General features: G+C 58.8%; 23 protein-coding genes. All 23 read right to left on the reverse strand.

Features of this window, described 5'->3' with window-relative positions; translation table 11 throughout:
• Positions 1-52 precede the first annotated feature (52 nt).
• Positions 53-1,033, reverse strand: a complete 981-nt coding sequence (hypB, locus tag AC0L27_RS03310) for a hydrogenase nickel incorporation protein HypB (RefSeq protein ID WP_473317924.1) — start codon at positions 1,031-1,033, stop codon at positions 53-55.
• A complete protein-coding gene (locus tag AC0L27_RS03315; protein WP_473317925.1) occupies positions 1,033-1,389 on the reverse strand; it encodes a hydrogenase maturation nickel metallochaperone HypA/HybF in 357 nt (118 codons plus the stop codon). Before AC0L27_RS03315 ends, hypB begins: the two co-directional genes overlap by 1 nt.
• Positions 1,383-2,450 (reverse strand): hydrogenase expression/formation protein HypE, encoded by a 1,068-nt coding sequence (gene hypE / locus AC0L27_RS03320; RefSeq protein ID WP_473317926.1) that lies wholly within the window; start codon positions 2,448-2,450, stop codon positions 1,383-1,385. Before hypE ends, AC0L27_RS03315 begins: the two co-directional genes overlap by 7 nt.
• Positions 2,447-3,577 carry a hydrogenase formation protein HypD gene (hypD, locus tag AC0L27_RS03325; protein WP_473317927.1) on the reverse strand — a complete coding sequence of 377 codons (1,131 nt, stop codon included), beginning with the start codon at positions 3,575-3,577 and terminating at the stop codon, positions 2,447-2,449. The genes hypE and hypD overlap by 4 nt, the downstream gene beginning before the upstream one ends.
• Positions 3,574-4,266 carry a D-sedoheptulose-7-phosphate isomerase gene (locus tag AC0L27_RS03330; RefSeq protein WP_473257967.1) on the reverse strand — a complete coding sequence of 231 codons (693 nt, stop codon included), beginning with the start codon at positions 4,264-4,266 and terminating at the stop codon, positions 3,574-3,576. The genes hypD and AC0L27_RS03330 overlap by 4 nt, the downstream gene beginning before the upstream one ends.
• Positions 4,267-4,279: 13 nt before the next feature.
• Positions 4,280-4,561, reverse strand: coding sequence for a HypC/HybG/HupF family hydrogenase formation chaperone (locus AC0L27_RS03335; RefSeq protein ID WP_007594357.1), 282 nt, complete (start codon positions 4,559-4,561; stop codon positions 4,280-4,282).
• The gene (hypF, locus tag AC0L27_RS03340) at positions 4,531-6,990 is read right to left on the reverse strand and encodes a carbamoyltransferase HypF (protein WP_473317928.1); all 2,460 of its coding nucleotides are present in this window, start codon (positions 6,988-6,990) and stop codon (positions 4,531-4,533) included. The genes AC0L27_RS03335 and hypF overlap by 31 nt, the downstream gene beginning before the upstream one ends.
• A complete protein-coding gene (locus AC0L27_RS03345) occupies positions 6,987-8,189 on the reverse strand; it encodes an NHL repeat-containing protein (protein ID WP_085395756.1) in 1,203 nt (400 codons plus the stop codon). The genes hypF and AC0L27_RS03345 overlap by 4 nt, the downstream gene beginning before the upstream one ends.
• A 2-nt stretch (positions 8,190-8,191) precedes the next feature.
• The gene (locus AC0L27_RS03350; protein WP_201263839.1) at positions 8,192-9,061 is read right to left on the reverse strand and encodes a NifU family protein; all 870 of its coding nucleotides are present in this window, start codon (positions 9,059-9,061) and stop codon (positions 8,192-8,194) included.
• Between the two features lie 29 nt (positions 9,062-9,090).
• A complete protein-coding gene (locus AC0L27_RS03355) occupies positions 9,091-9,423 on the reverse strand; it encodes a hypothetical protein (protein WP_473317929.1) in 333 nt (110 codons plus the stop codon).
• Positions 9,424-9,534: 111 nt separating this feature from the next.
• Positions 9,535-10,602 (reverse strand): hypothetical protein, encoded by a 1,068-nt coding sequence (locus tag AC0L27_RS03360; RefSeq protein WP_473317930.1) that lies wholly within the window; start codon positions 10,600-10,602, stop codon positions 9,535-9,537.
• Between the two features lie 69 nt (positions 10,603-10,671).
• Positions 10,672-10,998: a hypothetical protein gene (locus tag AC0L27_RS03365; RefSeq protein WP_085395752.1), complete on the reverse strand. Its 327-nt coding sequence runs from the start codon at positions 10,996-10,998 to the stop codon at positions 10,672-10,674.
• Positions 10,995-11,480: a hydrogenase maturation protease gene (locus AC0L27_RS03370; RefSeq protein ID WP_473317931.1), complete on the reverse strand. Its 486-nt coding sequence runs from the start codon at positions 11,478-11,480 to the stop codon at positions 10,995-10,997. Before AC0L27_RS03370 ends, AC0L27_RS03365 begins: the two co-directional genes overlap by 4 nt.
• Before the next feature lie 136 nt (positions 11,481-11,616).
• The gene (locus AC0L27_RS03375) at positions 11,617-11,925 is read right to left on the reverse strand and encodes a hypothetical protein (protein ID WP_085395750.1); all 309 of its coding nucleotides are present in this window, start codon (positions 11,923-11,925) and stop codon (positions 11,617-11,619) included.
• A gap of 45 nt (positions 11,926-11,970) precedes the next feature.
• The gene (locus AC0L27_RS03380; RefSeq protein ID WP_007594380.1) at positions 11,971-12,282 is read right to left on the reverse strand and encodes a hypothetical protein; all 312 of its coding nucleotides are present in this window, start codon (positions 12,280-12,282) and stop codon (positions 11,971-11,973) included.
• A gap of 100 nt (positions 12,283-12,382) precedes the next feature.
• A complete protein-coding gene (locus AC0L27_RS03385; protein ID WP_085395749.1) occupies positions 12,383-13,981 on the reverse strand; it encodes a nickel-dependent hydrogenase large subunit in 1,599 nt (532 codons plus the stop codon).
• Between the two features lie 61 nt (positions 13,982-14,042).
• On the reverse strand, positions 14,043-15,005 hold the full coding sequence (locus AC0L27_RS03390; RefSeq protein ID WP_085395748.1) for an NADH-quinone oxidoreductase subunit B family protein: 963 nt from the start codon (positions 15,003-15,005) through the stop codon (positions 14,043-14,045).
• 711 nt (positions 15,006-15,716) lie between these two features.
• Positions 15,717-17,162 (reverse strand): sigma-54 dependent transcriptional regulator, encoded by a 1,446-nt coding sequence (locus AC0L27_RS03395; RefSeq protein WP_473317932.1) that lies wholly within the window; start codon positions 17,160-17,162, stop codon positions 15,717-15,719.
• A gap of 380 nt (positions 17,163-17,542) precedes the next feature.
• The gene (locus tag AC0L27_RS03400) at positions 17,543-18,859 is read right to left on the reverse strand and encodes a DUF3422 family protein (RefSeq protein ID WP_473317933.1); all 1,317 of its coding nucleotides are present in this window, start codon (positions 18,857-18,859) and stop codon (positions 17,543-17,545) included.
• Positions 18,860-19,031: 172 nt separating this feature from the next.
• Positions 19,032-19,745: a response regulator transcription factor gene (locus AC0L27_RS03405; RefSeq protein WP_473317934.1), complete on the reverse strand. Its 714-nt coding sequence runs from the start codon at positions 19,743-19,745 to the stop codon at positions 19,032-19,034.
• On the reverse strand, positions 19,735-20,124 hold the full coding sequence (locus tag AC0L27_RS03410) for a response regulator transcription factor (protein WP_473317935.1): 390 nt from the start codon (positions 20,122-20,124) through the stop codon (positions 19,735-19,737). The genes AC0L27_RS03405 and AC0L27_RS03410 overlap by 11 nt, the downstream gene beginning before the upstream one ends.
• Positions 20,121-20,768, reverse strand: a complete 648-nt coding sequence (locus AC0L27_RS03415) for a response regulator transcription factor (protein ID WP_473317936.1) — start codon at positions 20,766-20,768, stop codon at positions 20,121-20,123. The genes AC0L27_RS03410 and AC0L27_RS03415 overlap by 4 nt, the downstream gene beginning before the upstream one ends.
• The gene (locus AC0L27_RS03420; protein ID WP_473317937.1) at positions 20,765-24,394 is read right to left on the reverse strand and encodes a PAS domain-containing protein; all 3,630 of its coding nucleotides are present in this window, start codon (positions 24,392-24,394) and stop codon (positions 20,765-20,767) included. The genes AC0L27_RS03415 and AC0L27_RS03420 overlap by 4 nt, the downstream gene beginning before the upstream one ends.
• Positions 24,395-24,704 lie beyond the last annotated feature (310 nt).

The following is a 24,704-nucleotide window of genomic DNA, read 5'->3' on the forward strand; positions in this document are numbered from 1 at the left end:
AAGCGTCAGAGCAGAACACTGAAGTGAGGCGCTAATCGGCGCCATCAATGCTCTAGGCGAACACCGCCTCGCCAGCTTTGCTCAATTCACGGCGCAACCAGCCGTACCAATCGGCAAGTCCCTCGCCGGTTCGCGCTGAAAGCTGAAACACCGTGATTTCCGGGTTAACAGTCCGCGCATTAGTCACCGCCTGCGAGACGTCAAAATCGACATGCGGCAGCAGATCGATCTTGTTCAAAATCATGATCTCTGCAGCACGGAACATGTGGGGATATTTCAGCGGCTTGTCTTCGCCCTCGGTCACCGAGAGGATCACAACCTTCGCGCGCTCTCCGAGGTCGAACATCGAAGGACACACCAGATTGCCGACATTCTCGATCATCACCACTGATCCCGCTACGGGTTGCAGCTCGCCCAACCCGCGGGCAACCATGTCGGCCTCGAGATGGCATCCCGTGCCGGTGTTGACTTGCACAGCCGGCGCTCCTGCGGCCCGAATCCGCTCGCCGTCATTGGCGGTCGCCTGATCGCCCTCGACCACGTAGATGTTTAGCTCGGCAGACAGGTCGCGAATGGTGTGCTCCAGCAGCGTCGTCTTACCCGAACCTGGCGAGCTGACCAGATTGAGCGCGAGAATTTCGCGACCCGCAAACCATGCCCGGTTTTTAGCCGCCAGCGCATCATTTTTGGCGAGGATCCGTGTCTCCAGCTCGATCACGCTGCCCCCAGCGTGATCGTGTCGATGCTCCACGCTGTGATCATCGTGGGCTGAATGACTATGGCTGTGATGTGTGCCATCGGCGTGAACATGGTCGTGGACATGATGATGGTCGCGGGGACCGTCATGGGGGTGGTGGTGATCGTGACTATGCATGACACCATCGCCCAGCAAATGATCCTGCTTCAGGTGATGCGCGTGCTCATGGCTATGATCGTCGTGGTGGGAATGGCCGCTCATATCGATTTCCTTCCCAGTCTGAAGATTTAGGACTGTGGCGCCTCGCTTGTCTCCGCATCCGCAATGACCACACATCAAGCGACCTCCTCTTCCAGTTCCATGCTCTTGATGTTCAATTCTTCGCCCTGCAATCGCGTCAGCCGGCGCGAACCGCAGCTACACGCGCTGAACAGAGTCCGGGTGACGAACTCCAGTCCACAAGAATCGCAGCGGGCGCGTCCCTCGATCTTCCTGATCTCCAGCGTTGCGCCTTCCAGCATCGTCCCCCGGGCAACCGTCTCGAAGCAGAAGGCGATCGCGTCCGGCATCACGCCGGACAATACGCCAACATCAAGATTGACACGGCGAACCCGACGGCCCTTGGCGGCGTCGCCAACGATCGCGATAACGTTGCGAGTAATGCCTAGTTCGTGCATGAGCAGCCTCAGCAAATCCGCGGCAATTGCTCGCCCACCAACATGTCGACGATACGCTGTCCGCCAAACACGGTGCGCATGGTGACACGCCCTGGCTCTCCCCGTTTGACCCTGCCGACGACCGCGGCCCCCGCGCCCAGCGGGTGAGCCCGCATGGCTGAGAGTGCGGCATCGGCCTGTTCGGGAGGCGTGATCACCACAATCTTCCCCTCATTTGCGAGATAAAGCGGATCAAGGCCAAGTATTTCGCAAAAGGCCTTCACCTCCTCGCGAATAGGAGTGGCGCGTTCGTCGATTTCAATCGCAACCTGGGAGGCTTCGGCGATCTCGTTGAGTACTGTCGCCAATCCACCGCGCGTCGCATCGCGCATGAATCTAACTTCGGGTGCCGCCTCCAAAAGTATTTCGATCAGGCCATGAAGGCAGGCGCAATCGCTTTCGATCGTCGAATCAAGTGCCATGTCCCCGCGCGCGCACAAGATCGCTGCGCCGTGGTCACCGAGCAGACCATTCACCATCACCACATCGCCTGGCCTGGCGTTGCCGACTTCGAGTTCGAGGTCTCTGCGGATCACACCGATCCCCGTGGTAGTGATGAACAGCTTATCGCAGGCGCCACGTTGCACCACCTTGGTGTCGCCGGTGGAGATGACAACGCCGGCTGCTTGGGCGGTCACTGCCATCGAGCGCGCAACTTGGCGCAAGAGCTCGATGCTCGTCCCCTCCTCGATGATCACTGCACACGATAAATATAGCGGCTTTGCTCCGCCGACCGCGAGGTCGTTGACCGTGCCGCAAACCGCAAGTTCGCCAATGTCGCCGCCGGGGAAGAATAACGGATCAACCACAAAGGAGTCCGTCGTGAAAGCGAGCCGGTCTCCATAGCCAGCCAGTTCGGCCAGGCTGAACCGAGCCTGGTCTTCCAGGGGCGCGAGCGAACGATTGTCGAAAGCAGTGACGAACACGTCGTCGATCAGATCCTTCATTGCCTTGCCTCCACCACCGTGGGCAAGCGTGACCTTATCGACACTGACTTTGCCGAGCTTGCGAGCATAAACGAACGGCGCGACGTTCATACTGCCTCCTTGTAGCTCTTCTGGCCGCCATATTGGTAATAAGCTGCACAGGCGCCCTCGGACGAGACCATCAACGACCCGAGCGGCATCTCCGGCGTACACGCCGAGCCGAATACCTTGCATTGCCACGGCTTGATAACGCCCTTGAGCACCTCGCCGCACTGGCACGACTTCGGGTCGGCGATCTTTAAGTTGGGGATGGCGAACTTTTGCTCAGCGTCGTAGCCAGCATACTTTTCGCGTAGCTTAACACCGGAGTGGTCGATCGAGCCAAGCCCGCGCCATTCGAAGAACTCACGCAGTTCGTAGACGCGTGAGACCGCTTGCAGCGCGGCTGCATTTCCGCCATCCGGAACGATGCGGGCATACTGATTTTCGACCTCGCTGCGGCCATCCTTGATCTGCTTCAACACCATCCAGATGGACTGAAGGATATCGAGCGGCTCAAAACCGGCCACCACCATCGGCTTTCGGTAGAACCTGGCGATGAATTCGTAGGGAGCTGTGCCGATCACCATCGAGACGTGACCGGGTCCAAGGAAGCCATCGAGCTGGAGGCCCGGGCTGTCCAGGATCGCCTTGATTGTGGGAACAATGGTGATGTGATTGCAGAACACCGAGAAGTTGGAAATTTCCTCGGCTTCCGCCTGCAGGACGGTCAACGCCGTCGATGGCATCGTGGTCTCGAACCCGAGCCCGAAGAAAACGACCTCGCGATCCCTGTTCTTGCGGGCAAGCGCCAGCGCATCCATCGGCGAATAGACCATCCGGACGTCGGCACCATCGGCCTTCGCCTGCAGCAGGCTCTTCTTCGAACCCGGAACCCGCATGGCGTCGCCGAAAGTTGCAAAGATGACGCCAGGGTTCTCTGCAATCGACACGCAATCATCCACGCGTCCCATAGGCAACACGCAAACCGGGCAGCCCGGTCCATGGATCAGTTCGATCTCCTTGGGCAACATGCCCTCGAGGCCGTAGCGGAAGATTGAATGCGTGTGACCGCCACAGACCTCCATGATATAAATTGGCCTGTCGGGCGGCAGCGTCATGGTTGAGACCAGCGCTTCGATTTCCCGGATCAGGAAGCCCGCCTTTTCAGAATCGCGAAATTCATCGACATATTTCATGCTGCGGCCCCCTTCGTGGTGGCTGATCCGCGATCGTCCGCCAGTAGCGTGTGCACGAGATCCCACAAGATATGATAGGCCGCCACGTGACATTCCTGGACGCGGTGGATGGATGTCGTTGGCACCACTAGGCAGAAGTCAACCAGACCTGACGATTTCATCTTGCCGCCGTCGCCGCCCGCAAGGCCGATCGTGACGATGCCAATCTCCCTGGCTTTGGCGAAGGCAGCCATCAGATTGGTAGAATTGCCGCTGGTGGAGATGCCAACCAACGCGTCACCGGCTTTTCCCTGCGCCAACAGCTGACGAACAAAGACGTGCTCGAAGCCGAGATCGTTGCCAACGGCGGAGATCATTGCGAGGTCCGCAACGAGATTAGTCGCGGCGAGCGCCGGCCGGCCTGCAGTGATGGGATGAACAAATTCCACGGCCACATGGGAAGCATCGCAGCTTGACCCGCCATTGCCCATCGAGAACAGCCGGCCGCCACGCCGGTAGACGTGGGCCAGAGCCTTGGCGGCGGCGACCAGAACCGGCCCCTGCTCGTCGAAGAAGCGGGAGTTGGTCTCGCGGGAGTCGCGAGCCTTCTCATTGACCGAATGCAGGAGCGCCGCGTCTAACCGCGCCGGTGACTGAGGTTGTCCGTGCAAAAACGGGTAAAGTGCCGTGAGATCGCTCTCGTTGGACATGGTGAGACCCTCCTTACTGGGCCGCCGACAGCTTCATTGCCTCGATCTCGGCCTGGGCTTCGCCGAGTTCGATCAGTATTTTCAAGGTCTGGGCCGCCTCTTCCTCGTTGATCCGGCTCATCGCGAAACCGACGTGAACCAGCACCCAGTCGCCGACGCACGACTCGACCGGATGGTCGTCGTTCACGATGCAGGCGATGTTGATTTGTCGCTTGACGCCACCCACATCGACCGTTGCGAGGCGCTTGGTCACATCGTCGATCTTCACGATGCGTCCGGGAATGCCGAGACACATGACCTGCTTCCTTCTGTTGACGGCCTTTGTTTATCGATCAGATGCGCGGCAGCGATGGCCGCTTGCCCCAGTGCAAGTCCACCGTCATTGGCGGGAACCTGAGCATGCGAGAGCACCGAAAACTTCGCCTGTTCAAGGCGGCGGCTGACTTCGTCGAATAGAACCCTGTTCTGGAAGCAGCCGCCCGACAAGGCGACCGTCGAGAAACGCGGTTGCGTCGCATCGTCCTCGCCGCCGGCGAGCTTTCTCGTCATGGCGACGATCGAGATCGCCAAGCCCTTGTGGAAGCGTGCGGCCATGACTGGCGCTGGCGTGTTCAAGATGAGATCACCGAGCACTGCGGCCCACATTGCTCGCGGCTCGATGTAAGGCAGTCCTGACCCGGGCAGGTTCGGAATTGTCAGGGGGTAGCCGAGCTCATCCCCCTCATTCAGCATCGTATCAGGATCGACAAGGGCTTCCAGTCGCGCCGCGGCCTCGCCCTCGTAAGCCTGCCGCTCGCGGCAGACATCCAGCGCCGCGGCAACGGCGTCGAACAACCGGCCGCATGACGACGCCGGAAGCGCGTTGATGCCATTCTTGATCATGGCGTCGAGGGTGCCGCGCGGCTTACCTGACAAATAGCCGTGCAGTGGGAGCTGGTCGAAATTCATCGAGAATTCCGGCCATTTCATCTCGGCCATCAGATGCGCGTACAGGTTACGCCACGGCTCGCGGACTGCATGAGCTCCGCCGATCATCGGGACCGGCTTGAACGTGCCAAGCCGTTGATAACCCCGGTAATCGGCGAGCAAGAATTCACCGCCCCACAACGTACCGCCGCCGCCCCAACCCAGGCCGTCGAGCACGATACCCAGCACCGCGGGGGCATCCAGCGGATAATTGTTCTCGGCAAGGCAGGAGGCGAGATGGGCATGGTGGTGCTGAACTTCAATTAACGGCAACTCATCGGCGACGGCACGCTCATGGGCGAATTTCGAGGACAGATATTCGGGATGCAAGTCGACGGCCAGAGCGGCTGGTGCGTGATCGAATAACCTCGCATAAAGTGCGAGATTCTTCCGGTAGTCATCGAAACATCTCGCATCCTCGAGATCGCCCTGATGTTGCGACAGGATAGCGGCACCATCCTTGAGGAGGCAGAAGGTCGACTTCAACTCGCCGCCCATCGCCAGCACATCTGGCGCGGCCTCGAATCCCCTGGGCAGGACTATCCACTCCGGTGCGTAGCCGCGGGCTCGGCGCAGCAGCCTCACGCGGCCGCCGACGACGCGCACGACAGAATCATCAATTCGGTTGGCTATTTCACGATCGTGGATCAGCGCATAGGAGGCGATCCCGCCAAGCCGTTCGCGCGCTTCCTCATCTAGTACGACCTGCGGCTCGTCCGAGAGGTTTCCGCTGGTCATCACCACCGGCCGCGCCATCCTTCGCAACATCAGAAGATGCATGGGGGTCGTCGGCAGCATGAAGCCTAGCGTGGCAAGGCCCGGCGCAACTGATCCCGGTAATTTTTCCGGGCCATTGGCCTCGAGCAGCACGATCGGCCCTGAGGGAGCCGCCAACAATGCTTCTTCCTGGGCGCTCACGCTGCAATAGCGACGAATCACGTCGAGATCACGGGCCATTAGGGCGAACGGCTTGGCGTCACGATGCTTCGTTCGGCGCAGCCTTGCTAGGGCGGCGGCGTTCCTGGCATCGCAGGCCAACTGATAGCCTCCGAGACCCTTGATCGCAACAATCTCGCCATTCTTTATCAGGCCACACGCGGCATCAACATCATCCATCATCGAGAACTGGTCGAAGGTAAACGCGTGACCGTCGAAACGAACCAACTTCGCCTTCGGCCCGCAGGCATGACAGGCGATTGCTTCAGCATGGAAGCGGCGATCGGCAGGATCTTCGTACTCGGCCCGGCAAGCTGCGCACATCACAAATGGCGCCATTGTGGTAGTGGCGCGGTCATAGGGGATAGCGTTGACGATGCTAAGCCGTGGTCCGCAATTGGTGCAGTTTGTGAAGGGATAGCGATAGCGGCGGCCGAACGGGCTGGCGATCTCCTCGGCACATTCGGCGCAAATTGCAGCGTCAGGCGCAACTTGGGTATTTGCGCCGCCGGTAAGGCTCCCCGCAATGACGAATTGCCCTGGCAGACCGCCACGACCCGGCCCTGTCTCGACTGCATCGATACGGGCCAGTGGTGGCGAGTCAGTGTGGATGCGGGCGATGAGCGCAGCTATGGTGCGCTCGCTGCCGTAAAGGCGGATCAGCACGCCGTCCGCGTCATTTCGAACGTCGCCTGACAAACCAAGCTCACGCGCGAAACGCCAGATCGCCGGCCGAAAGCCAACCCCTTGCACGCGGCCGCGCACTCTAATCTCCGCTCCGACATTAGCGTCTGGCTGCGCGATGCAGCTACAATCGGTCACGAAACCGCCTCCCAAAGGAGTACGCGGTTATTGCCGGCGTCTGCCACGACCAGCAGATCATCGCACGCTGAAGCAGCGTAGGGCCAGCAAAGGCTGTCGCGCGTGGCAGAACGCCACCGATTGTCTCCTTTGGCGGAGAACATGGGCTGCCCAGCCAGCGCTATGGCAGGAGAATCCATTGATAGCCCGTCCAGTTCGAATCCAAGCAATCGCGAATTTGCGGTATCGGTCACGATCAGCATTCCGCCTTGCACGGCCAGCCCGTACGGCATGTTCATCGCGCTAGATGTCGGATGATAGGAGGCGCGGTTGTGATCGAGGTGCGTGAAATCGCACTGGCCGAGCACGAAATCGCAGGCTTGTCCGATGGAACGCGGAAACGTTCGCCATGCCATGACTCGATTATTGCCAGCGTCAGACACGAATAGCATACCGCTGCAGGCCGCGATGCCGTGGGGCCAGCGCATGCCGACCGCGCCGCCGGCCTGCCCAGCATTGTCATCGCGGGTCACAAAGTCGAGCTGCCCCAAGACCAGATCGGCCGGCGTGCCGCTCGAGGTTGGAATACGATCCCAAATCAGTACCCGGCGATTGCCCGTGTCGCAGACGATCAATTTTCCGTCCACGATCGCCACTCCGTAACACCAGTTCAATGTGTCCGCTCGGGGCGCGTCCGCGCCGCGATTGGCGAGCCCGCTGGAACAATCTGGCTGGCCAAGCACCACATCTGGGGGCTGGTTGGATCTTTCGGGGTAGCTATGCCAGATCAGAATGCGATGATTCCATGCATCGGCTACAGCAAGGACGCCATTGGACGCTGCGATTCCAGTCGGCATGTTGAGCGTCGTCGGCCCCACATCGCTCTTGGCGTTGCGTCCTTCTCGCGAAAAGTCCGGTTGACCAATTATCAGATCCGCTGGTGTCTGATCGGCCATTGGCAAAGATCGCCAGATCATGAGCCGATGATGGCCTGTGTCACAGACAAACAGCGGTCCGTGCACGCCGGCAAGGCATGCCCCACGCGGGCCGAACAGGGTTGTCGGGCCTGGCACGATTGATTGCGCCAGACCATCCGGCAGCGCCTCGCCCCCAAGGACAGCGCGCGCGCCGTCATGAGCCAAGAGCGGCCGCGCGACGTGGTTATCTCCGGCCCTGGCAAGAGCCTGATGCAATCGGCGGGGGGCAAAGGAAACCTGCATGGCTACACCGAAATCCTAACCTCGACCCGAGCACCGATAACGCGAACAGCATGGGATTGGAGCGCCACCTCCGGCGCGGTGAGGCATTCGCCGCTTGAAAGGTCATACTGAAAGCCATGATGCGGACAGGTGATAATGCCGCTTTCCACCTCGCCGTCGTGGATCGGAAAACCGAGATGGGCACAAGCATTCTGGAAGCAAGTGACGCTTGCGCCGGCTCGCGACAACAATACCTTCTCTCCTCCAATGGTGGTCGCGCGAACCGCACCTTCGGGAATGTCGGCCAATAGTCCAGCCGAAAGCCAGTCCCCTTTTGCGTCAAGCGCGAACGGGCTGACGAAGCGAACGCCGGTATCGGCAGAACTGCCCAGCCCCTTCACCTGTACAATCTCCGTAATCTCTGGACATGCCTCCTGAACGGCCTTTTTCACGCCGGCGTGGAACGTCAATGCGGATGCCGGACAGCCGTCGCACGCCCCGATGAAACGCACCTCCACCTTGGGCGGGTTCACCTTGACGAGCTCCACGTTACCGCCATGCGAGCCCAACATGGGGCGGACGCCCTCAAGCGCCGCTTCGACTCGTTCGTTGAGACTGGGTTTGACGATCTGATGCCGGCGCAAGACCGCGTAGACGACCTCGTCGGCGACCGCATTCTTCATCGCCGCAAGCGCGGCAGGATCAGTCTTGAGCGCCCGGATCAACCGGCGCAACGCCTCTCCATCCAGCGCCTCGATGGCCAGTTTGTAGGCGCCGACGGCCGCCCGCTGGGTATCGTCCCATGTTGCAAATATGGCCTCCAGTCGCTCGATGTCGCCGACCAAGCCGGCAAGATCGTCGCGCGTCGTCGAGATCATATCGTGGGCGTTCATATCGTTCTCACATGCGGATTCCCGCAGCATCACCGATAGCGGAGGTTCCGAAAGAGATAGGGCTGCAACCCACCGCCGACGAAGGCCGCGACGGGCGCCGCCATCCACAACGGGGCACCCAGCTTTGCGATCATGACCAGCAACGATGCAGTCACAAGCACGCCTACAAAAATCATGAGGAACGCTTTGCGCGGTTCGGCAAACAACTTGCCGCGGAAGAACAGAACGATTGAATTTTGAGCCATTGCCCACATGATATCGTTCTCCTCAGCCGACAATCGTAAGGATGGCGAGCCCAAGAAAGACGCCGGCAACGCCGGCCAGGGGCCCATAGAAGCCCCCCAGTAGCGCTGCCAGTTCATTCCCCAACACCTTGCCGCCGACGACTACGCCTCCGATGACGCCGCCCCCAATTGAGGCAACGACGCCCAGGATAAACGAAACAACCAACATTTCTGGAGAAGACGGTAGGGTCATAGATCGGAAGCTCCGGTTTCGTTCGATTGACGATTGCTTGGATGAGAGCGCACGGCTTGGCCGTCGACCGGATTCGACGCCAGCAACTCGCGCTGAATCTGGTCGATCGCTTCGGCCACGACCTTCCCCTTCTGCAAGTCGCCATGCGCCATCAAGATCTCGCGCGCTTCGCCGTAGTAGTCGCGCGCTTGCAGAAGGTTGGATCGATTGCCACTGTCTGGATCGCTAGGATTATCTGGGAGATTCCACAGACAGTTGGCTTTGTTGCAAATGGTGTTGGCGTATTCGAGCGGGGTCGTCTCGCGCGTCCGCACTTTCAGCGCTTCGTCGTAGGCTTCAAGTGCGCGTATGTTGTTCGCGATCGTGTGGCTCGAAGACACGTATTGCAGAGCGTTGCCGAGATTGTTCTGCAGCATCGCATATTCGGTCGGATTGTCGATCAGCGTGATGACTTTGAGACCTTCTTCGAAAGCCTGCACCGCAAGCGCTTCACGCATTTTTCCGCGTTCGTCCGTCATGGGGATCGAGAGAAACGCCGTGGCAAGGTTGTTCTGCAGGATCACGAACTCCTGCGGAAACTCAGATCGCGTGAAAGTCCGCAGCGCACGTTGATAAGCGGAAATGGCGTCTGTGATGCGGGCCTTGTTCACGCCTGCAAGATTCTGCAATACCAGGCCGAAATTCATCTCTGCTTCGGCAAGCTCCTCAGGCCTGCCGAGCTCGGTCATAGTCCGGATTGCCTGCTCAAAGGCCGAGCGCGCCTGCTCAAGCGCCGCTGTACCTTCCTCCGGTATGGCCTGTAGCGCAGTGCCTTTTCGCGCCAGAATTCGAGCCGACAGCAGCTGCATATCCTCAGGACAAATCGCCAGCGCCTTGTCATAGAGGGCAACCGCAGCATGAAGCTGATCCGGCGATTTGGGCTGCCGCTGCAGACCCATCGCAATCTCCATCAGCATCTCGGCCCGCTCGGAGGGGCTCGCCTCGGCGTCATCAGCAGCCGCGAGGGCCGCACGCACTTCATCGCCGAGAAGTCCTGTAATCACTGCTTCCTCCGACCAGCGCATTTTTGGCTGCACGCTTGGTACGAGAGCTACTCTAGCAGCATGAAATCCGAACTGTCTATCTATTATGCGTTATGTAAACTTAGTTTGCAGGAAAGCGCCGGCGGCGATGAGCGCACCAGCTTCCGGCGACCACGCGACCGGCAGCTGCGAGGCGACATATTCATCGACCGCGTGCTCGCGCAGGAAATCTGGCGCATGCACCACTCGATCTCCTCGGCTGTTGCGAAGCTTGAGGAGATAGCCCCCGGCGGCGGCGTGACGGACTGGCATGATCCAGAGGTCATCCGCGCGGCGTAACAGGATGACCGCCTCCAACCCTGCAAAATAGCGGTCGTATGTTTCGCGGCTCAGATAAAGTGCCCCGCGCGCTACTCTGACAAAAAAGACAGCGGTCACGACGATCCCTCTGCGCCAAGACGTGCATCGATCAGCGTGGCAATGCGGTCGCTCACTTTCGCGACAGCGGCTGCTGCAGCGTCAGACAGGCCGATGCCCAATTCGATTGTCTGCGCTTCAATCAAAAGCACGATGACGTCCGAGGGAAAATCGTCGCGGAAGATTTTCCGGCCTACGAATAGCGCGTGATCCCATCGGAAATCGTGGAGGTTAAGCGACGGCTCGTAGCGCTGCTCCAATTCGCTCCCTGGCACTTCGAAAATTGCCCCTGGCGGAGACCCCGAGCGACACGCATCCACAACAATCAGCGTCCTGCACCCACGCGCTGCAAACATCGCCGCCATCCCGTCGGTACCTGCAGCGAGTAGACGGACGTTTGGCGAGCCCGCTCCAACACCACGTGCTTCCAGCAGGCGCAGGACTTCAACACCCGCGCCGTCATCGAGGCGATTTGGATTTCCACATCCTATGACCACGATCATTGGAAGGCCGCCATCCTACTCGTCACCATCTGCGATCCCGCACCACGCGACGATACCTCGTCGTGACATGATGCCCCGCCAACGACGCGGCCGATAGATCCGGTATCGTTGGCCCTGGCCGGCCCAGCATCGAGACCTAAATGCGCCAGAGGCGGCAGGACCATTGGGGCTCAACGGGCACATCGAGCTCAGGCAGCTCACAGTAGCGGCGGTGGACCTTGTAATACATGCACGTTTCACACAGTTGCTCGAGACCCTCATGTTCGACCGGTTCGAGGGTAAATCCTCCGAGCACGAGCTTCGTCTTCAGGTCGTTACCTGCGCCTTTCAGCCGGGAAACGATGGCTTGGACGTCTTCATGAGAATCGGCCCGTGGAAGCACCTCTGTCTGGAGGCCACCCGCCAGAAGAGCGCGAATCTCGTCCCGGATCTTTTCGTCGCACACGGCGTCGTCTCCTGAGGTTCGCTCTCGCGGCTGTCAGTCGAGACATCAGATTCGCCACAATCGGCACCACCACTCTGGCTCGACGGGAACCGCAAGCTCCGGCAGGTCGCACCATCTTCGATGCACCAGATAGTACATGCACTCCAGGCATCGCTGGTTATCCGGGCCGTACGGATGGTTTACAAAGCCTCCGACGACAAGCTTGCCTTCAAGATCCTTTGGATCGAGCCGGCGAAGCTGGAGCAAAATGTCGCCAAACTCCTTGTCGGTTTCGGGAAAAGGCTCGACTTCCGTTTTGAGCCCATTCTCGAGCATGTCGGCGATCGCCTTGAGCACAACCTCTTTGTCAGACGCCATGCGCGACCGCCTTTCGCTCTAAAAATTCAGCATATGACGTTACTACTGGCAATTTAAGCACCAGCGCCCCGATACCCACAGCGTGCCCGATGAGCGAACCTCAGGCCGTTCGGAAGCGCGCCAATTCCTCGCCTGTCTTTGCGTCATGTGCGTGGACAGTGCAAACCAGGCAAGAATCGTACGAACGGCAAACGTGACCGACCTCGACTGGGTCGTGCGGGTCCCTGATCGGAGAGCCTATCAAGGCCTGCTCCATTGGACCGCGAATGCCGTCGGCGGACCTTGGGCCAACATTCCAGGTCGTCGGGGCAATGATCTGGTAATTCTTGATCTTGCCATCCTTGACCTCGATCCAGTGGCAGAGTGCGCCACGAATGGCCTCTGTAGCTCCCCAGCCGCGTCCATCCCGTTCGGTGGGCTTGATATACCATGGGTCGTTGAGCCGAAATTCACGCAAGGCGCGTTCGGCCTGGCGATAAAGCTTAACGCCTTCATGCATGCGGGCGAAGTGCCGCAACATGACGTTCGCCCCGCCCAACTTCCTGTACATGTCGAGTACCAGTGGATCGAAGTGCTGCCAGGCTTCGCCATGCGTGCCGCCGGCGATGAGCTGACGAGACAGCGGTCCGGCTTCCAGGCGTCCTGATTCGTCGTGGCGCACAGCCGTCGACCAGGAATATTGGCCGTCCATATTGATGGTGTTCTTCTGCGTAGGCACCGTCTTGCGATCGAACGGATGCACCCCACCCGGCTCATCGTACCAGGAGCGCATCGTATCTTCGCGCGTGTGCTTCTGATCCATCAGCTTGAAGCTGTTGGCGTTGCCGTCATAAACACCGCTCTTCATGATCAAAGCCGCGTTACGACCATCGATCGTCGGCTTCTGATATTTGTCTTCATGCGGCAAGTAGCCCCACGAGACGAATTTTTCGTGGCCCTTCCCGAACTTGTCCATCCCACAGTCGACGCTCATCCGCCAGAACATCCCTAGGTCGGAATTTGCGTGCTCGGGCTTCTCGTCGAGCCAGGCCATGAAGTCGTCATAGGATTTGATCTCTTCGTAGCGCTCCAATGAACAACCGAGCCAGATCTTCTCCATCCAGTCACGGCGGAAATATTCCAGGATCGACCACGCCCTCGTGACGTCGGTGAGGGTCGGTGCGCACATCACGCCGCCGGGCACCATGTAGCTCGAGTGCGGCCACTGGCCGCCCAAGAGTGCGTAGATTTCTACCGGCTTGCCAGAGATCGTGACGCCGATTTCGTAATTGCTTCCGGTAAACGGCGCCCAGCGCTTGACGGCTTCCTCGTAGTATTTCGATTTCGAGTAGTTCTTGTGCGTGTAGTCGATCATGAACAGACCGTAGTGATGGCGCGGCAGGCTCTGAAGACTTTCGACAAGCTGACCGAGATTCCGCGCTAGGATCGCATTGCGCGGCACTTCCGTTTGCCACGCGGTATCGAGCGCCCAGGCCGCGCAGGTCAGATGCGAAGCACCGCAAATTCCGCAGGCCCGTGGCGTGACCACAAGGCCTGCCTGGGGGTCCTTGTCACGCAGGATCACCTCGAAGCCGCGGAACAACTCCGCCTGGGTCCAGGCGTCGACGACGACCCCATCTTGGATGTTGACGCGAACATCAAGGTCGCCTTCGACGCGCCCGACGGGAGAAATATCAAGAGTTTGAACAGCTGAGGGCATAGGAATGCATCCTGAATTTGCAAGGTGAAATGTCTGCGCGGTTGTTGGGTGAGCTCGCAGCTCAAACGACGAAGATGTCTTCCTCGGCCCAGGCGGGAGACGCCGCCTTGGCTGCTGCCGTGAGCTTGATGTACCCGGCCTTGTCGACGCCGAGCGGCATGTCCTTTGGAACACCCATCATCGTTTGCGTCTTGAAAACCGTGCCCGGCATCAAATCGAAGAATGGGAATTCCGGCTCCGTGCACCCCATGCAGGGCATGCCGGCCCGCGTCTTCGACGACTGGCGATTCCACAGGATGCGATTGCAAGGCGAGTGTGTCATCGGACCGCGACACCCAAGATCATAGAACAGGCAGCCCTTGCGCTGCCCGTATTCGGTCGCGGACACCTTGTAGGCGAAGTGCATGTTGCGGGTACAGCCCGTTTGCGTGAAACTCGTAAAAAACGTTTTCGGACGCTGGAATTCGTCTAGCGTCAGGTCGCCGCCGCGTCCCGTAGCGACCGCAACGACGATTTGCGTTATCCAATCGGGATGCGCGGGGCAGCCGGGGACATTGATGACGGGCAGCCCGGCCTTGGATTTATAGGCCGGCCCGAGAAATCCGCCGTGCTTGCGCTTCAGGAATTGCAGCCCTTCGCTCTCGGACGGGTTCGGTGCCGTCGCCGGAATCCCGCCCCAAGTCGCGCAGTCACCGATTGCGACGGTATAGCCCGCCACCTTCGCAAGATCGGCGACCCAATCCTTCATCGGACGGCCCGCAAACCGATTCCATTCGCCTGTGCCGTTCGGTGCGTTGACCACCGAGCCTTCGAAGACGAAAATATCCAGTGGCATGGCACCAGATACAAGCGCATTCAGCATTTTTTTGAGGTTCTCACCGAGCTCCATGCCGAGCGAGGGGTGCCAGAGAACATTGATGCCAAAATCAGTGACCAGGTCGCAGGCGCTCGGCTCCTCCGCATTGAGGAACGACATCGTATTTCCCGAACATGCGCCGCCTTGGAGCCAAAGAAGATTAGCCATCAATTTCCTCCACTATGTTCTATCGCCAACCAATACGGCGCTTGAACAATAGTACAGCAAGACCTGTGCCGGATTGGGCGCCCCTGAAAAGACCTTGTAAGGACAGATGCTTAGTGTGAAGTCGTCCAAGACGCCGAGGTGTTTCTTCACGCGCCTTGGCTGCAAAGAAAGTTGGCTATGCAAAGTTAGTTTTCAAATTCGCTGATCGATGTAACGCGATTATGCGCGTCAACGAGCCGGCCCTCACGAGGGAATGACGCTCCAGGAAGAACATCTTGCAGGCGACCAACGCGGAGGGCTCGCTACGCACACCTTTGGCCTCTTCAGAATTCGCCGCGCGCCTGGCGTGCTTCAACGCACCGGATGTTCACGAAAATGCTGGCGTTTAGGTGCTGCGCGCGTTGAACGCAGCGAACCGCGATCAGACCGGCAGGCTCAGAGCACAGCGGCTTGCGACTATCCGTGACGGTTGCCACATGCGGGGCAAGTTACCTCCAGCAAGTATCCATACCAGATGCCGCGACACCGGCTGCACCAATGGCCGGTAGCCTGACGCTCGGGCAAACCAAGAGCTTTCGAAAGCCGGCTAGTGCCAAGCTCCCTAAAAGGTTCGGAGCTTCCCGCCGGGTTTACACGCGATTGCGGGAAGCGGACAATCTGCGCTGAGGGATCGCTGCCGATAGCATTCTTGTCGTCGGGCATCGCAAACTCTCATTTAGCTTCGTCGAGACCATATCGCTTGATCTTGTTGGCTAGGCCAACGCGCGACAGACCAAGTTCGTTCGCAGCCCGGCTTTGGTTCCACCGATGGCGGCCCAGCGCTTCGTTCAGAACCTGCTTTTCGAGGCTTTCGACCTTATCCTTCAATGTCGTTCCCTGCGGCACAAATGCCAGCGCTGTGTTCGATCGCGGACGTGATGGCGCCGCGAAAATGGACGGCGACATATACTTTGTCGTCAAATACTCGCCATCTTCGGCCAACGAGACCATCCTGCGGATTTCATTTTCGAGCTCGCGAACGTTTCCCGGAAAGTCGAACGCGGCCAGTTTTTCGAGGGTCCCAGCGGAAATACCAAGAATTTTGCGTCCGATTGCATCGGCATGTTTGGCTGCGAAAAATTCCGCAAGGGCCGGAATATCGACAGGGCGTTCACGAAGCGGGGGCACCTCGAGTTCGAAACCCTTGAGACGAAAATAGAGGTCCTGCCGATATTTTCCCGCGGCAACGAGCGCCTGCAACGGCCGATTTGACGCAGCGATGATGCGAACGTTGCAGGTCTGCGTTTTGTCGGAACCAAGTGGTTTGACTTCGCCCTCTTGAAGAAACCGTAGCAGGCTCACCTGAAAGGATGGCGACACTTCCGATATTTCGTCCAGGAAAACCGTTCCGCCGTCGCCGGCCCGAAACAAACCGAGGCGATCCGAGATGGCGCCCGTAAACGCACCGCGCTTATGGCCAAACAATTCCGAATGAAGCAACTCGTCAGACATGCCGCCGCAATTCTGGACCATCAACGGACTGGTCTTGCGGGCCGAATTGTAGTGAATTGCGCGAGCCAGCAATTCCTTGCCTGTGCCGGTCTCTCCTTGGATCAGGATAGGTAATTCTGTTCGGGCCGCCTTCCTCGCAAGATCACACAGCTCGCTGAGCTTTTCGCTTACATAGACCAATTTTTCGAAACGCTGGCTCTCGACATGCAACGAAGCGCCATTTCGTTGATGAACTCCTACCGTATCGCCTCGAATCTTGAACTCGCGCGACAGCATGCGATGGCGGCGTGAAAGCTCCCGCGACTCCAGCCCGCGCTCGACAACCAAGCCGATTTGCTTTGCATCCAACGGTTTTCGCACAAATTGATAGATCGCCGCCGGTGAAATGGCTTGTTGGCTCAGCTCCGTTTTAGCCTCAAGGGCGAGGACACGAACGATGTCCGGATGGCTGACACGCAAGCCGACGAGGAATGTCAAACCTTCTCCACCTGACCCGTGTTCTGCCAGAACGAGATCTACGTGAGCGTCCGACAACGCGCTCATCGCCTCTTCCGCCGAGCGGACGACCAGGACGCGATAGCCATACTCTTCCGATAAAATCACCTCGGCCGCGGACCATTGCGGTCCGCCTCGGGCAACGATGAGGACTGTTCCCTGCGTTTCCATGCAATGCTTCTTGGCTAATTGAAAACCTTCTTAGCAGCAGCGAGCGGATCCTTCAATGGGCATTCCGGGGGCTTTGAGTGCTTGAAGAAGGCTGGCCGACACTGCTTGCCGCTGAAGGCGGAGAGCGCGGCCCTCACAGATCACGATCAGACAACGGCCGGGATGAATGTTGAACGTCGGATAGCCAGCTCATACAGCCTCACTCAAGCGCGGCTGCTTCTGAAGAGCCCTCCGCTTGGGACGCTAACGTTGATAGGTGGCCGCGTCATTGTCTCGCGCAACCGACCACACACCATCGGCGGGGAGTCGAACCGCACGCGCAGCAATCTCACAGTATAATAACTTCTGCTGCTGCATGGTCGGAGGTGCTTCTTGAGTTATCATCGCTCGTCGTTGACGTGCTTTCGGCGGATTCTACGAACGATTGACCAAATCATTATTGCGGCAACCGGAACAAACCCCGCAATCAAGTAGTTCGGCTCAATCGCTACCCGTCCACTGTCATGAGCAGCTTTGACAAAATAAGCAAATAGCCCCACGACGTAATAAGTTATGGCCGCGACGGATAAGCCCTCGACTGTTGTCTGCAGACGCAATTGCAGGCGAGTCCGGGCATTCATTGATTGCAGGAGCTCCTGGTTCTGTTGCTCGAGCTCAACATCGACACGCGTTCGCAGGAGGTCTGCAGCGCGCGAAAGTTTGACCGAGAGATTGCCTTGCCGCGCATCGAGGGTGATGCAAGTGCGCATAGCAGGAGCCATTCGGCGCGCCAGGAAGGATGACCAGGTCGGAAAGCCACTCAGCTTTCTCTCACCAATCGTCTGCAGCCGCTGCGCAACTATCTCTTCATAAGCACGACTGGCTCCAAAGCGAAAACCGCTTGCGGCTGCGCCTGCCTCGACCTCCGCCGCCATCTCCGTTAGCTCATTCAACAACTGCCTGTTGCTGGCAATGTCGTTCGCCCTGCGCATTTCGTCCATTACTTCGGCTAACCGCTTTTCGATAAGACCTACGGTGGGTGCGAGCCGATGAGCTTCGGGCAAGCCAAGAAGGGCGAATGTGCGATAGGTCTCAACCTCAATGACGCGCTGAACGAGTGCTCCCGCGCGCTCTCGATCTAGTCCTCGATCGACAACGAGAATGCGAACAAATCCGCAGGAATCTGGCTGGAAATCGGTGGCATAAACGGCCTTCCCATCCGAGTTCTCTGCCATTGCCAGACTTGCGCGATCAAACAGAAGCTGCGGTGCTGGCCGATCTTGCTGTTCGGGGAGCAGATGCAAATCGAGAGCAACTAACAGAGGGCCTGGCTGGGGAACAAGCCCCATTACAGCTGCGAGCGACGTAGCTCCTGGGCTGAATGGCTCGACGTCGACGTCTGATGGAATTTCCCAGGTATAAGTCGTGAACTCGGAATGCTGCTCCCATCGCAGAGCCTTGGTGCCGAGTTGCACCCGATGGTACCTTTCCTCCAACGACGGTACCGCGACCCCATATTTGCTGCAGAGCTCTGCAAGGTTCACGCGATCCGTCTGTGCACGTCCCTCCGACGTATCGAAAGCGAAGTGTAGGATACGGCTGGAAACAGAGATCGGCGTGAATGGACGGGCATGCAACTCGCGCAAAACGGCCGAGCGCAATTCATGGGCTGATAGACTGCGCCGTTCATTATCAACGAGCAAAACGACATCATTCATTTGCAATTCCCGCGGATTTTTAAAACATCGACACTTGATCAAACGCCAGATACAGAAACTCCCGTGTACGGATCGGGCTTGACTACTCGGCAGTCGCCCGCGCTGGCGCCGTGCTTTGATGCATCGCTTCAGTCCCGCAAAGCCGATCATTGCGCGGAAACAATGGTGCGCGCTAGTTAGACGTCGTCGCTTTCCAAGCCGCACATGCCGCGCGCATCTGAATAGGGAGCGCCTCCCAGATTCGGACCAGCTCTCCGATCGAAGATGCTTGCATCTTGCGCATAACGTTGCCGCGATGAAGCTTAACCGTCACTTCGCTGATACCAAGATCGAAAGCGATCTGTTTGTTGACCCGACCGTGCGCTACTTCATGGAACACCTGGCGCTCGCGAGGCGTTAAAGTCTCCAGTCGGTCGACGTTCGACCTCATGACCTCCGCTTCAGCCCGCTGCGCAAGGTCTCGCTTGATTCCGGCGGCCACTGCGTCGAGCAGCGCCTGGTCTCGAACTGGTTTTGTAAGGAAGTCGATTGCCCCTGCCTTCATGGCCTGCACGCTCATCGGAACATCGCCATATCCGGTCAGAAACACGATCGGCTTGGGATTGCCACTTGCAGCAAGATGAAGCTGCAGGTCGAGGCCGCTCGATCCAGGCATGCGGACGTCGAGAATCAGGCATCCCGGCCTGTCCAGAACATCTGTGTCGAGCAATTCGCGCGTCGATGCAAAGCTGACGCATTCGATGCTCGCCGACTCCATCAACTCCTGCACGGCCTCTCGCACTGCCGCATCGTCATCGACGACGATCACGAGCGGTTGACTGGATTCGCTTCGCGGCCGTTTGGTTGCCGAAGCTGGCTTTCGCAACGAAATCCGATCATTGATCATTATCGCCCTCCAGATTGGTGTCGCCCAGCGTATACTCTACGGCGGCGACCAGATCCTGCCCGAACGGCTTTTTGAAGAAGCCGCTGATGTCCTTACCTGTCACGCGGTGCTGATCGCCGATTTCGTGACGGCCGGTCAAAAGAAACACCGGCAGCTTCGGCCGCGTTTTCTTCACGATGTCGAGAAGCTCGAAGCCGTCCATGCCCGGCATGCCTATATCGGTGATAAGGCAGTTGATATTTGACAGATCGCACGTCAGCAGTGACTGGGCAGATGAAAATGTCGCCACGGTATAGCCAACCGACTCGAATAGGTTCTCCAAGGACTCAAGAACTCTCGGATCGTCGTCGACCACTGCGATGACAGGTTTTCCAGTCACTTTTCGTCTTCCCCAGTTCGGCGCGAATGAGTCACCGGGATCTGCAACTTCTCTGCAATCCGCACCAGATCAGCCAGCGATACGGCCGCCATCTTTTGCATCACATTCCTACGGTGGATCTGGAGCGTAACTTCGCTGATCCCGAGTTCGGACGCGGCTTGCTTGTTGAGGAGTCCACTGATGACAAGCGGCAACACCTCACGCTCACGCGGCGTCAGATCGAGATATCGTTGCCGAAGAACATCAAGATCCGCGCGCTCCGCTCGCGTTATCCTGTCTTGCGCCACTGCGGTGCGGATCGCCTGCATGAGAGCTGCATCGCTAAACGGCTTCGTGAGAAAATCCACGGCGCCATGCTTGATGGCGCGAACTGTGGAAGGAATGTCGCCATGCCCTGTAATGAAGACGATCGGCGGATGATCTCCGTCCGCGATCTGATTCTGTAGATCGAGGCCGTTGATATCAGGCAGTTCGACATCTAGGATCAAGCACGCTGGCCGCTTTGGTTTGTCTGCCTTAACGTATTCTCCCGCGGACGCGAAGGCGTGCGCCGCAATGCCATGCGACGCCAGCAGCTCGCCAAGCGCTTCGCGAATGCGGACATCGTCATCGACAATGAAGACGATAAAATCGTCGTTCGTCATGCAGCATCTTTCGCTTCGATCGGCAACGTGAAGATGAACGTCGCACCGGCCGGTTCACTCGTCTCCGCCCATAATTTTCCGCCGTGAGACTCGATGATCGAGCGGCAGATCGCTAGTCCCATGCCCATCCCATGCTCCTTAGTCGTAAAGAACGGTTCGAACATCCTGTCCGGATGCTCGAAGCCGCGGCCACGATCACTGACCTCTGTCCGGATCGCGCCAGCAACACGGCGTACGCACAGGCGAAGAACCTTTCCGTTCACAAGAGCGTCCATCGCTTCCATACCGTTACGAATGAGATTGATCAGAACCTGCTGAAGCTGAACGCGGTCGACTTCGACGGAAGGCAGGCCTCTTTCGACGTCGAACTCCATGCGGACAGAACGCCGCAATGCTTCTTCCGCCATGAGCTCTTGCGCCTCATTGATGAGGCTGCCAAGCGCCATTGAGATGCGTGAATCCGGCGATTGCTTGAACAACGCGCGAACACGGCTAACAACGTCGGCAGCCGCGTTGGCATCGCGGATGATCCGTTCCACTGTTCGGTGGGCGCGATCAATGTTTGGCGGCTCCGTCGCCAGCCAGCGTTGGCAGGCATGGGAATTGGCAACAACCGCAGCCAACGGCTGGTTCACTTCATGCGCGATCGAAGCCGAAAGCTCGGCCAGACTCGCCGCCTGGCTTGCGCGCGCCAGCCGCTCTTGCGAGAGACGTAGCGCCTCTTGCGCCCGAACCTCGCCATCGATGTCCAGACACATCACATTCCACTGCACAATGGCGCCTTCGGCATTTCGCATAGCCTCGGCGCGCGTCTCGACCCAGCGATACTCACCGTCGAAACGCCGCAGCCGGTGCCGGCGCGCATATGGCTCACCAGTCGCCAGGCACTGCGCATATCTCTCTTTGACACCCGCGAGGTCGCTGGGATGCACACTCGCATCGAGTGTCCCGTTCAGCCGACTCGTTCCCGTACCATCCAATGCTTCAAGCTCGTAGCCGAGGAAGTGGCGCAACTGCTGGCTGCGATAAATGGGCTCGCCATTGGGCGCTGCACAATCGATCATGGCCGGGAGCGTTTCGACAAGCTGGCGGAGCGACCGTTCGCTCTCCCGCAAGGCTTCATCCGTGCGAACCTGATCGTCGATGTCGATGGACACTTGATACCAGTGCGCGATCGTTCCATCTCGATCGCGTAGAGGCTCACAGCGCCCCTCCATCCAGCGGTAACTGCCGTCTTTCCAACGCCGGCGATACCGCATCATGAAGGGGTCGCCAGTTCTGAGACAGCTGAGTGATGTCCGCAGCACCTCTGGGGCATCTTCGGGATGAACCAGCTCTTGCGCCACCGTGGTGGTATCTTTGAAGGTCGCGCTGGAGAGGCCGAGATCCTCCAGAGATCGTTTGTTGACGTAGGCCAACTCGCCGGCGGGCGTCCAGCTCCAGATGTGAACTGGCAAGGCATCGACAAGCTGCGTCAGCTCCCGTTCTCGTTTTCGCAACGCCTCATGCGCGCGAACCTCGTCTCCGATGTCGATTGAAACCATGTACCATTGCATGATCGCACCGTCAGCATCGCGCAACGGCTGCGCGCGTGCCTCTATCCAAGGATAGGTGCCATCCTTGTCGCGTCGGCGAAACCGATTGACGAAAGGCGTTCCGGTCGCAAATCCATGGAGTCCCCTTGGCAGCATGACCGGAAGATCGTCAGGATGAGCCAAGTGCTGGGCCAGCCCCTCGAAATCCTCGACATGCGCTGGCGGCATGCCGACGTGCTCCAGATAGCGCTTGCTGGCAGAGGTGAGCTTGCCCGAGGGATCGAAGCTCAGGATGTTGATGGGCACGGCGTCGATCATCTGCTGCAGTTGCCGCGTACTGCTACGAAGCGCCTCTTCAGTCGCCAACTGATCGTCGATGTCGACGTTCGCGCCGTACCATTGAATAATCTCTCCGCTCTGATTGCGAAGCGGCTCCGCGCGTCCCTCCTGCCAACGATACACGCCATCTCCCCGGCGGTTGCGAAATCTCAAGGCGAACGTTTCGCCAGTGCGGAAGGAATGGCTTAACGCATCGTACAGAGCCTCTCGATCATCCGGATGGACGAGGTCCTTGATCGCACTGCGCAGACCACCTTTGGCATCGAAGTCTTCCAACTTCATACCGATGTAGTCCATCATGGTTTTGTTTATGTACGACGGCTCGCCGGTCGGCGTCACGCACCAGATCTGTGTCGGAACCGTGTCGACGAGCAGCTGAAGCTGCCGCTCACTATGCTGCATCGCCTGCTGGGCACACATCATGTCATGAATATCGACACTGACGCCGTACCACTGGATGATGTTGCCGGCATCGTCGTGCAATGGTTCTGCGCGGGTTTCGGTCCAACGATAGATGCCACCGCCGCGAATTTGACGGTATCGCTGAAAATAGGGCGCGCCCGTCTCGCATGACCGCTTGAAAGCTGCAATCGCCTCAGACCGATCCTCCGGATGGACGACGCTTAGCGACGGCCTGCCATCGGCCGAGGTGATGTCCTCGAGCGTGGCGCCTGTGGCCTCTGTGAACCGCTTACTAACGTAGGTCGGCGTGCCATCCGGCTCCGTGCTCCAGACCAGGGCGGGAACCGTATCGGTCAGTTGCTGAAGTTTCCGCTCGCTCAGCCGCAGCGCGTCTTCGGCGTGCATCTGAGCGTCGACATCGAGACATACGCCGTACCATTGCACGATATCGCCGTCGGAATTGCACATCGGCTTGGCCCGTGCGTCCACCCAGCGATATGCACCGTCTGACTGACGAAGCCGATGCCTCAATCCAAAGGGCTCGCCGGTCTCGATCCCGCATTGAACCGCCTCGCGGACGGCGTTCGCGTCATCAGGATGGATGATCGCCTCAACCACCGCATCGATTGATTTCAATTGCGCAACAGGCACGCCGGTATATTCGACCAGCTGCTTGTTGAAGTAGATGGGATTACCCTCTGGTGACAAGCACCAGATCAGCACGGGGACCGTGTCGATCAATTGCTGCAACGAACGTTCGTGCTCGCGCAGAGCAGCTTCAGCTGTTTTCAGTTCGTCGATGTCGATGGTCGTGCCGTACCAGCCGACGGTTCGGCCATCGCCATCTCGCGCTGGCAAGCCGAAGCTCCGGCACCAGCGATATCCGCCGCTTGCATGCCACATGCGATGCTCGCAGCTATACTCCTGGCCCGTTCGCAGGCTGCGACGCCAGGTTTCACGAACGCGATCTAGGTCATTCGGATGAACGACGTTTCGAAAGCCGAACTCATCATCTTTCGTCGTAACGAGATCCTCCTTCGGCAATCCCGTGAATACCCGGGGGCTTCGGTTGGTATAGAGAAACTTGCCCTCCACATTCGCAAACCACGCGAGCGCCGGCATGCTTTCGATGATTCGCAGAGCCTGTTCAGCTTTGCTGTTCACCCTTTTCGCGCGCTTGCGATCAGCTATTTGAGCCACGGCTGCCATCACGATCCCAAGGGCCGCCAGCACCATGGCAATCGCAGCAGTAGGACCGATCGGCGAGTTAATCAGTGGCGCCAAGACGAGCCCGGCGCCGCAGCCCGCCAATGCAAGGCCGAAGCGATAAAGATAGGATGCTGTGATCATTATCTCCGATTCCCGACGTGAGATGGTCCGATGCCTCACATCGCCCCCTCAGCCTGGCATCCGTCCCAACTCGGGGACTTCAATGGAAACCTATCATGGCCGGACCTGGCGGCATCTCATGGAAATCCATGATAGGCAACCGCAAAGAATTATGGAAGCCGCCGCACGCGGCAGCGGGTCGGTTGACCGCAATCGCCCTTCAGGCGAAGCAATTGCTCTGGCGCAACTACGGATGCGAGATGGTATCGCTCCAATAGCTCCTTTGGCTGGTCATTCCTCAAGAGTAATGCCTACAAAGATGCGCCTTGCT

It is taken from the genome of Bradyrhizobium sp. Ken51, from assembly GCF_055807435.1.

Coding starts and splice junctions, on each gene's coding strand:
- AC0L27_RS03360 (WP_473317930.1), bottom strand. CDS start 10,602: ATGCGCTGGTCGGAGGAAGCAGTGATTACAGGACTTCTCGGCGATGAA.
- AC0L27_RS03370 (WP_473317931.1), bottom strand. CDS start 11,480: ATGATCGTGGTCATAGGATGTGGAAATCCAAATCGCCTCGATGACGGC.
- AC0L27_RS03400 (WP_473317933.1), bottom strand. CDS start 18,859: ATGAATGATGTCGTTTTGCTCGTTGATAATGAACGGCGCAGTCTATCA.
- AC0L27_RS03395 (WP_473317932.1), bottom strand. CDS start 17,162: ATGGAAACGCAGGGAACAGTCCTCATCGTTGCCCGAGGCGGACCGCAA.
- AC0L27_RS03385 (WP_085395749.1), bottom strand. CDS start 13,981: ATGCCCTCAGCTGTTCAAACTCTTGATATTTCTCCCGTCGGGCGCGTC.
- AC0L27_RS03345 (WP_085395756.1), bottom strand. CDS start 8,189: ATGCAGGTTTCCTTTGCCCCCCGCCGATTGCATCAGGCTCTTGCCAGG.
- AC0L27_RS03420 (WP_473317937.1), bottom strand. CDS start 24,394: ATGATCACAGCATCCTATCTTTATCGCTTCGGCCTTGCATTGGCGGGC.
- AC0L27_RS03330 (WP_473257967.1), bottom strand. CDS start 4,266: ATGTCCAACGAGAGCGATCTCACGGCACTTTACCCGTTTTTGCACGGA.
- hypE (WP_473317926.1), bottom strand. CDS start 2,450: ATGAACGTCGCGCCGTTCGTTTATGCTCGCAAGCTCGGCAAAGTCAGT.
- hypB (WP_473317924.1), bottom strand. CDS start 1,033: ATGTGTGGTCATTGCGGATGCGGAGACAAGCGAGGCGCCACAGTCCTA.
- hypD (WP_473317927.1), bottom strand. CDS start 3,577: ATGAAATATGTCGATGAATTTCGCGATTCTGAAAAGGCGGGCTTCCTG.
- AC0L27_RS03380 (WP_007594380.1), bottom strand. CDS start 12,282: ATGGCGTCTGACAAAGAGGTTGTGCTCAAGGCGATCGCCGACATGCTC.
- AC0L27_RS03415 (WP_473317936.1), bottom strand. CDS start 20,768: ATGACGAACGACGATTTTATCGTCTTCATTGTCGATGACGATGTCCGC.
- AC0L27_RS03350 (WP_201263839.1), bottom strand. CDS start 9,061: ATGAACGCCCACGATATGATCTCGACGACGCGCGACGATCTTGCCGGC.
- AC0L27_RS03335 (WP_007594357.1), bottom strand. CDS start 4,561: ATGTGTCTCGGCATTCCCGGACGCATCGTGAAGATCGACGATGTGACC.
- AC0L27_RS03355 (WP_473317929.1), bottom strand. CDS start 9,423: ATGAACTGGCAGCGCTACTGGGGGGCTTCTATGGGCCCCTGGCCGGCG.
- AC0L27_RS03405 (WP_473317934.1), bottom strand. CDS start 19,745: ATGATCAATGATCGGATTTCGTTGCGAAAGCCAGCTTCGGCAACCAAA.
- AC0L27_RS03390 (WP_085395748.1), bottom strand. CDS start 15,005: ATGGCTAATCTTCTTTGGCTCCAAGGCGGCGCATGTTCGGGAAATACG.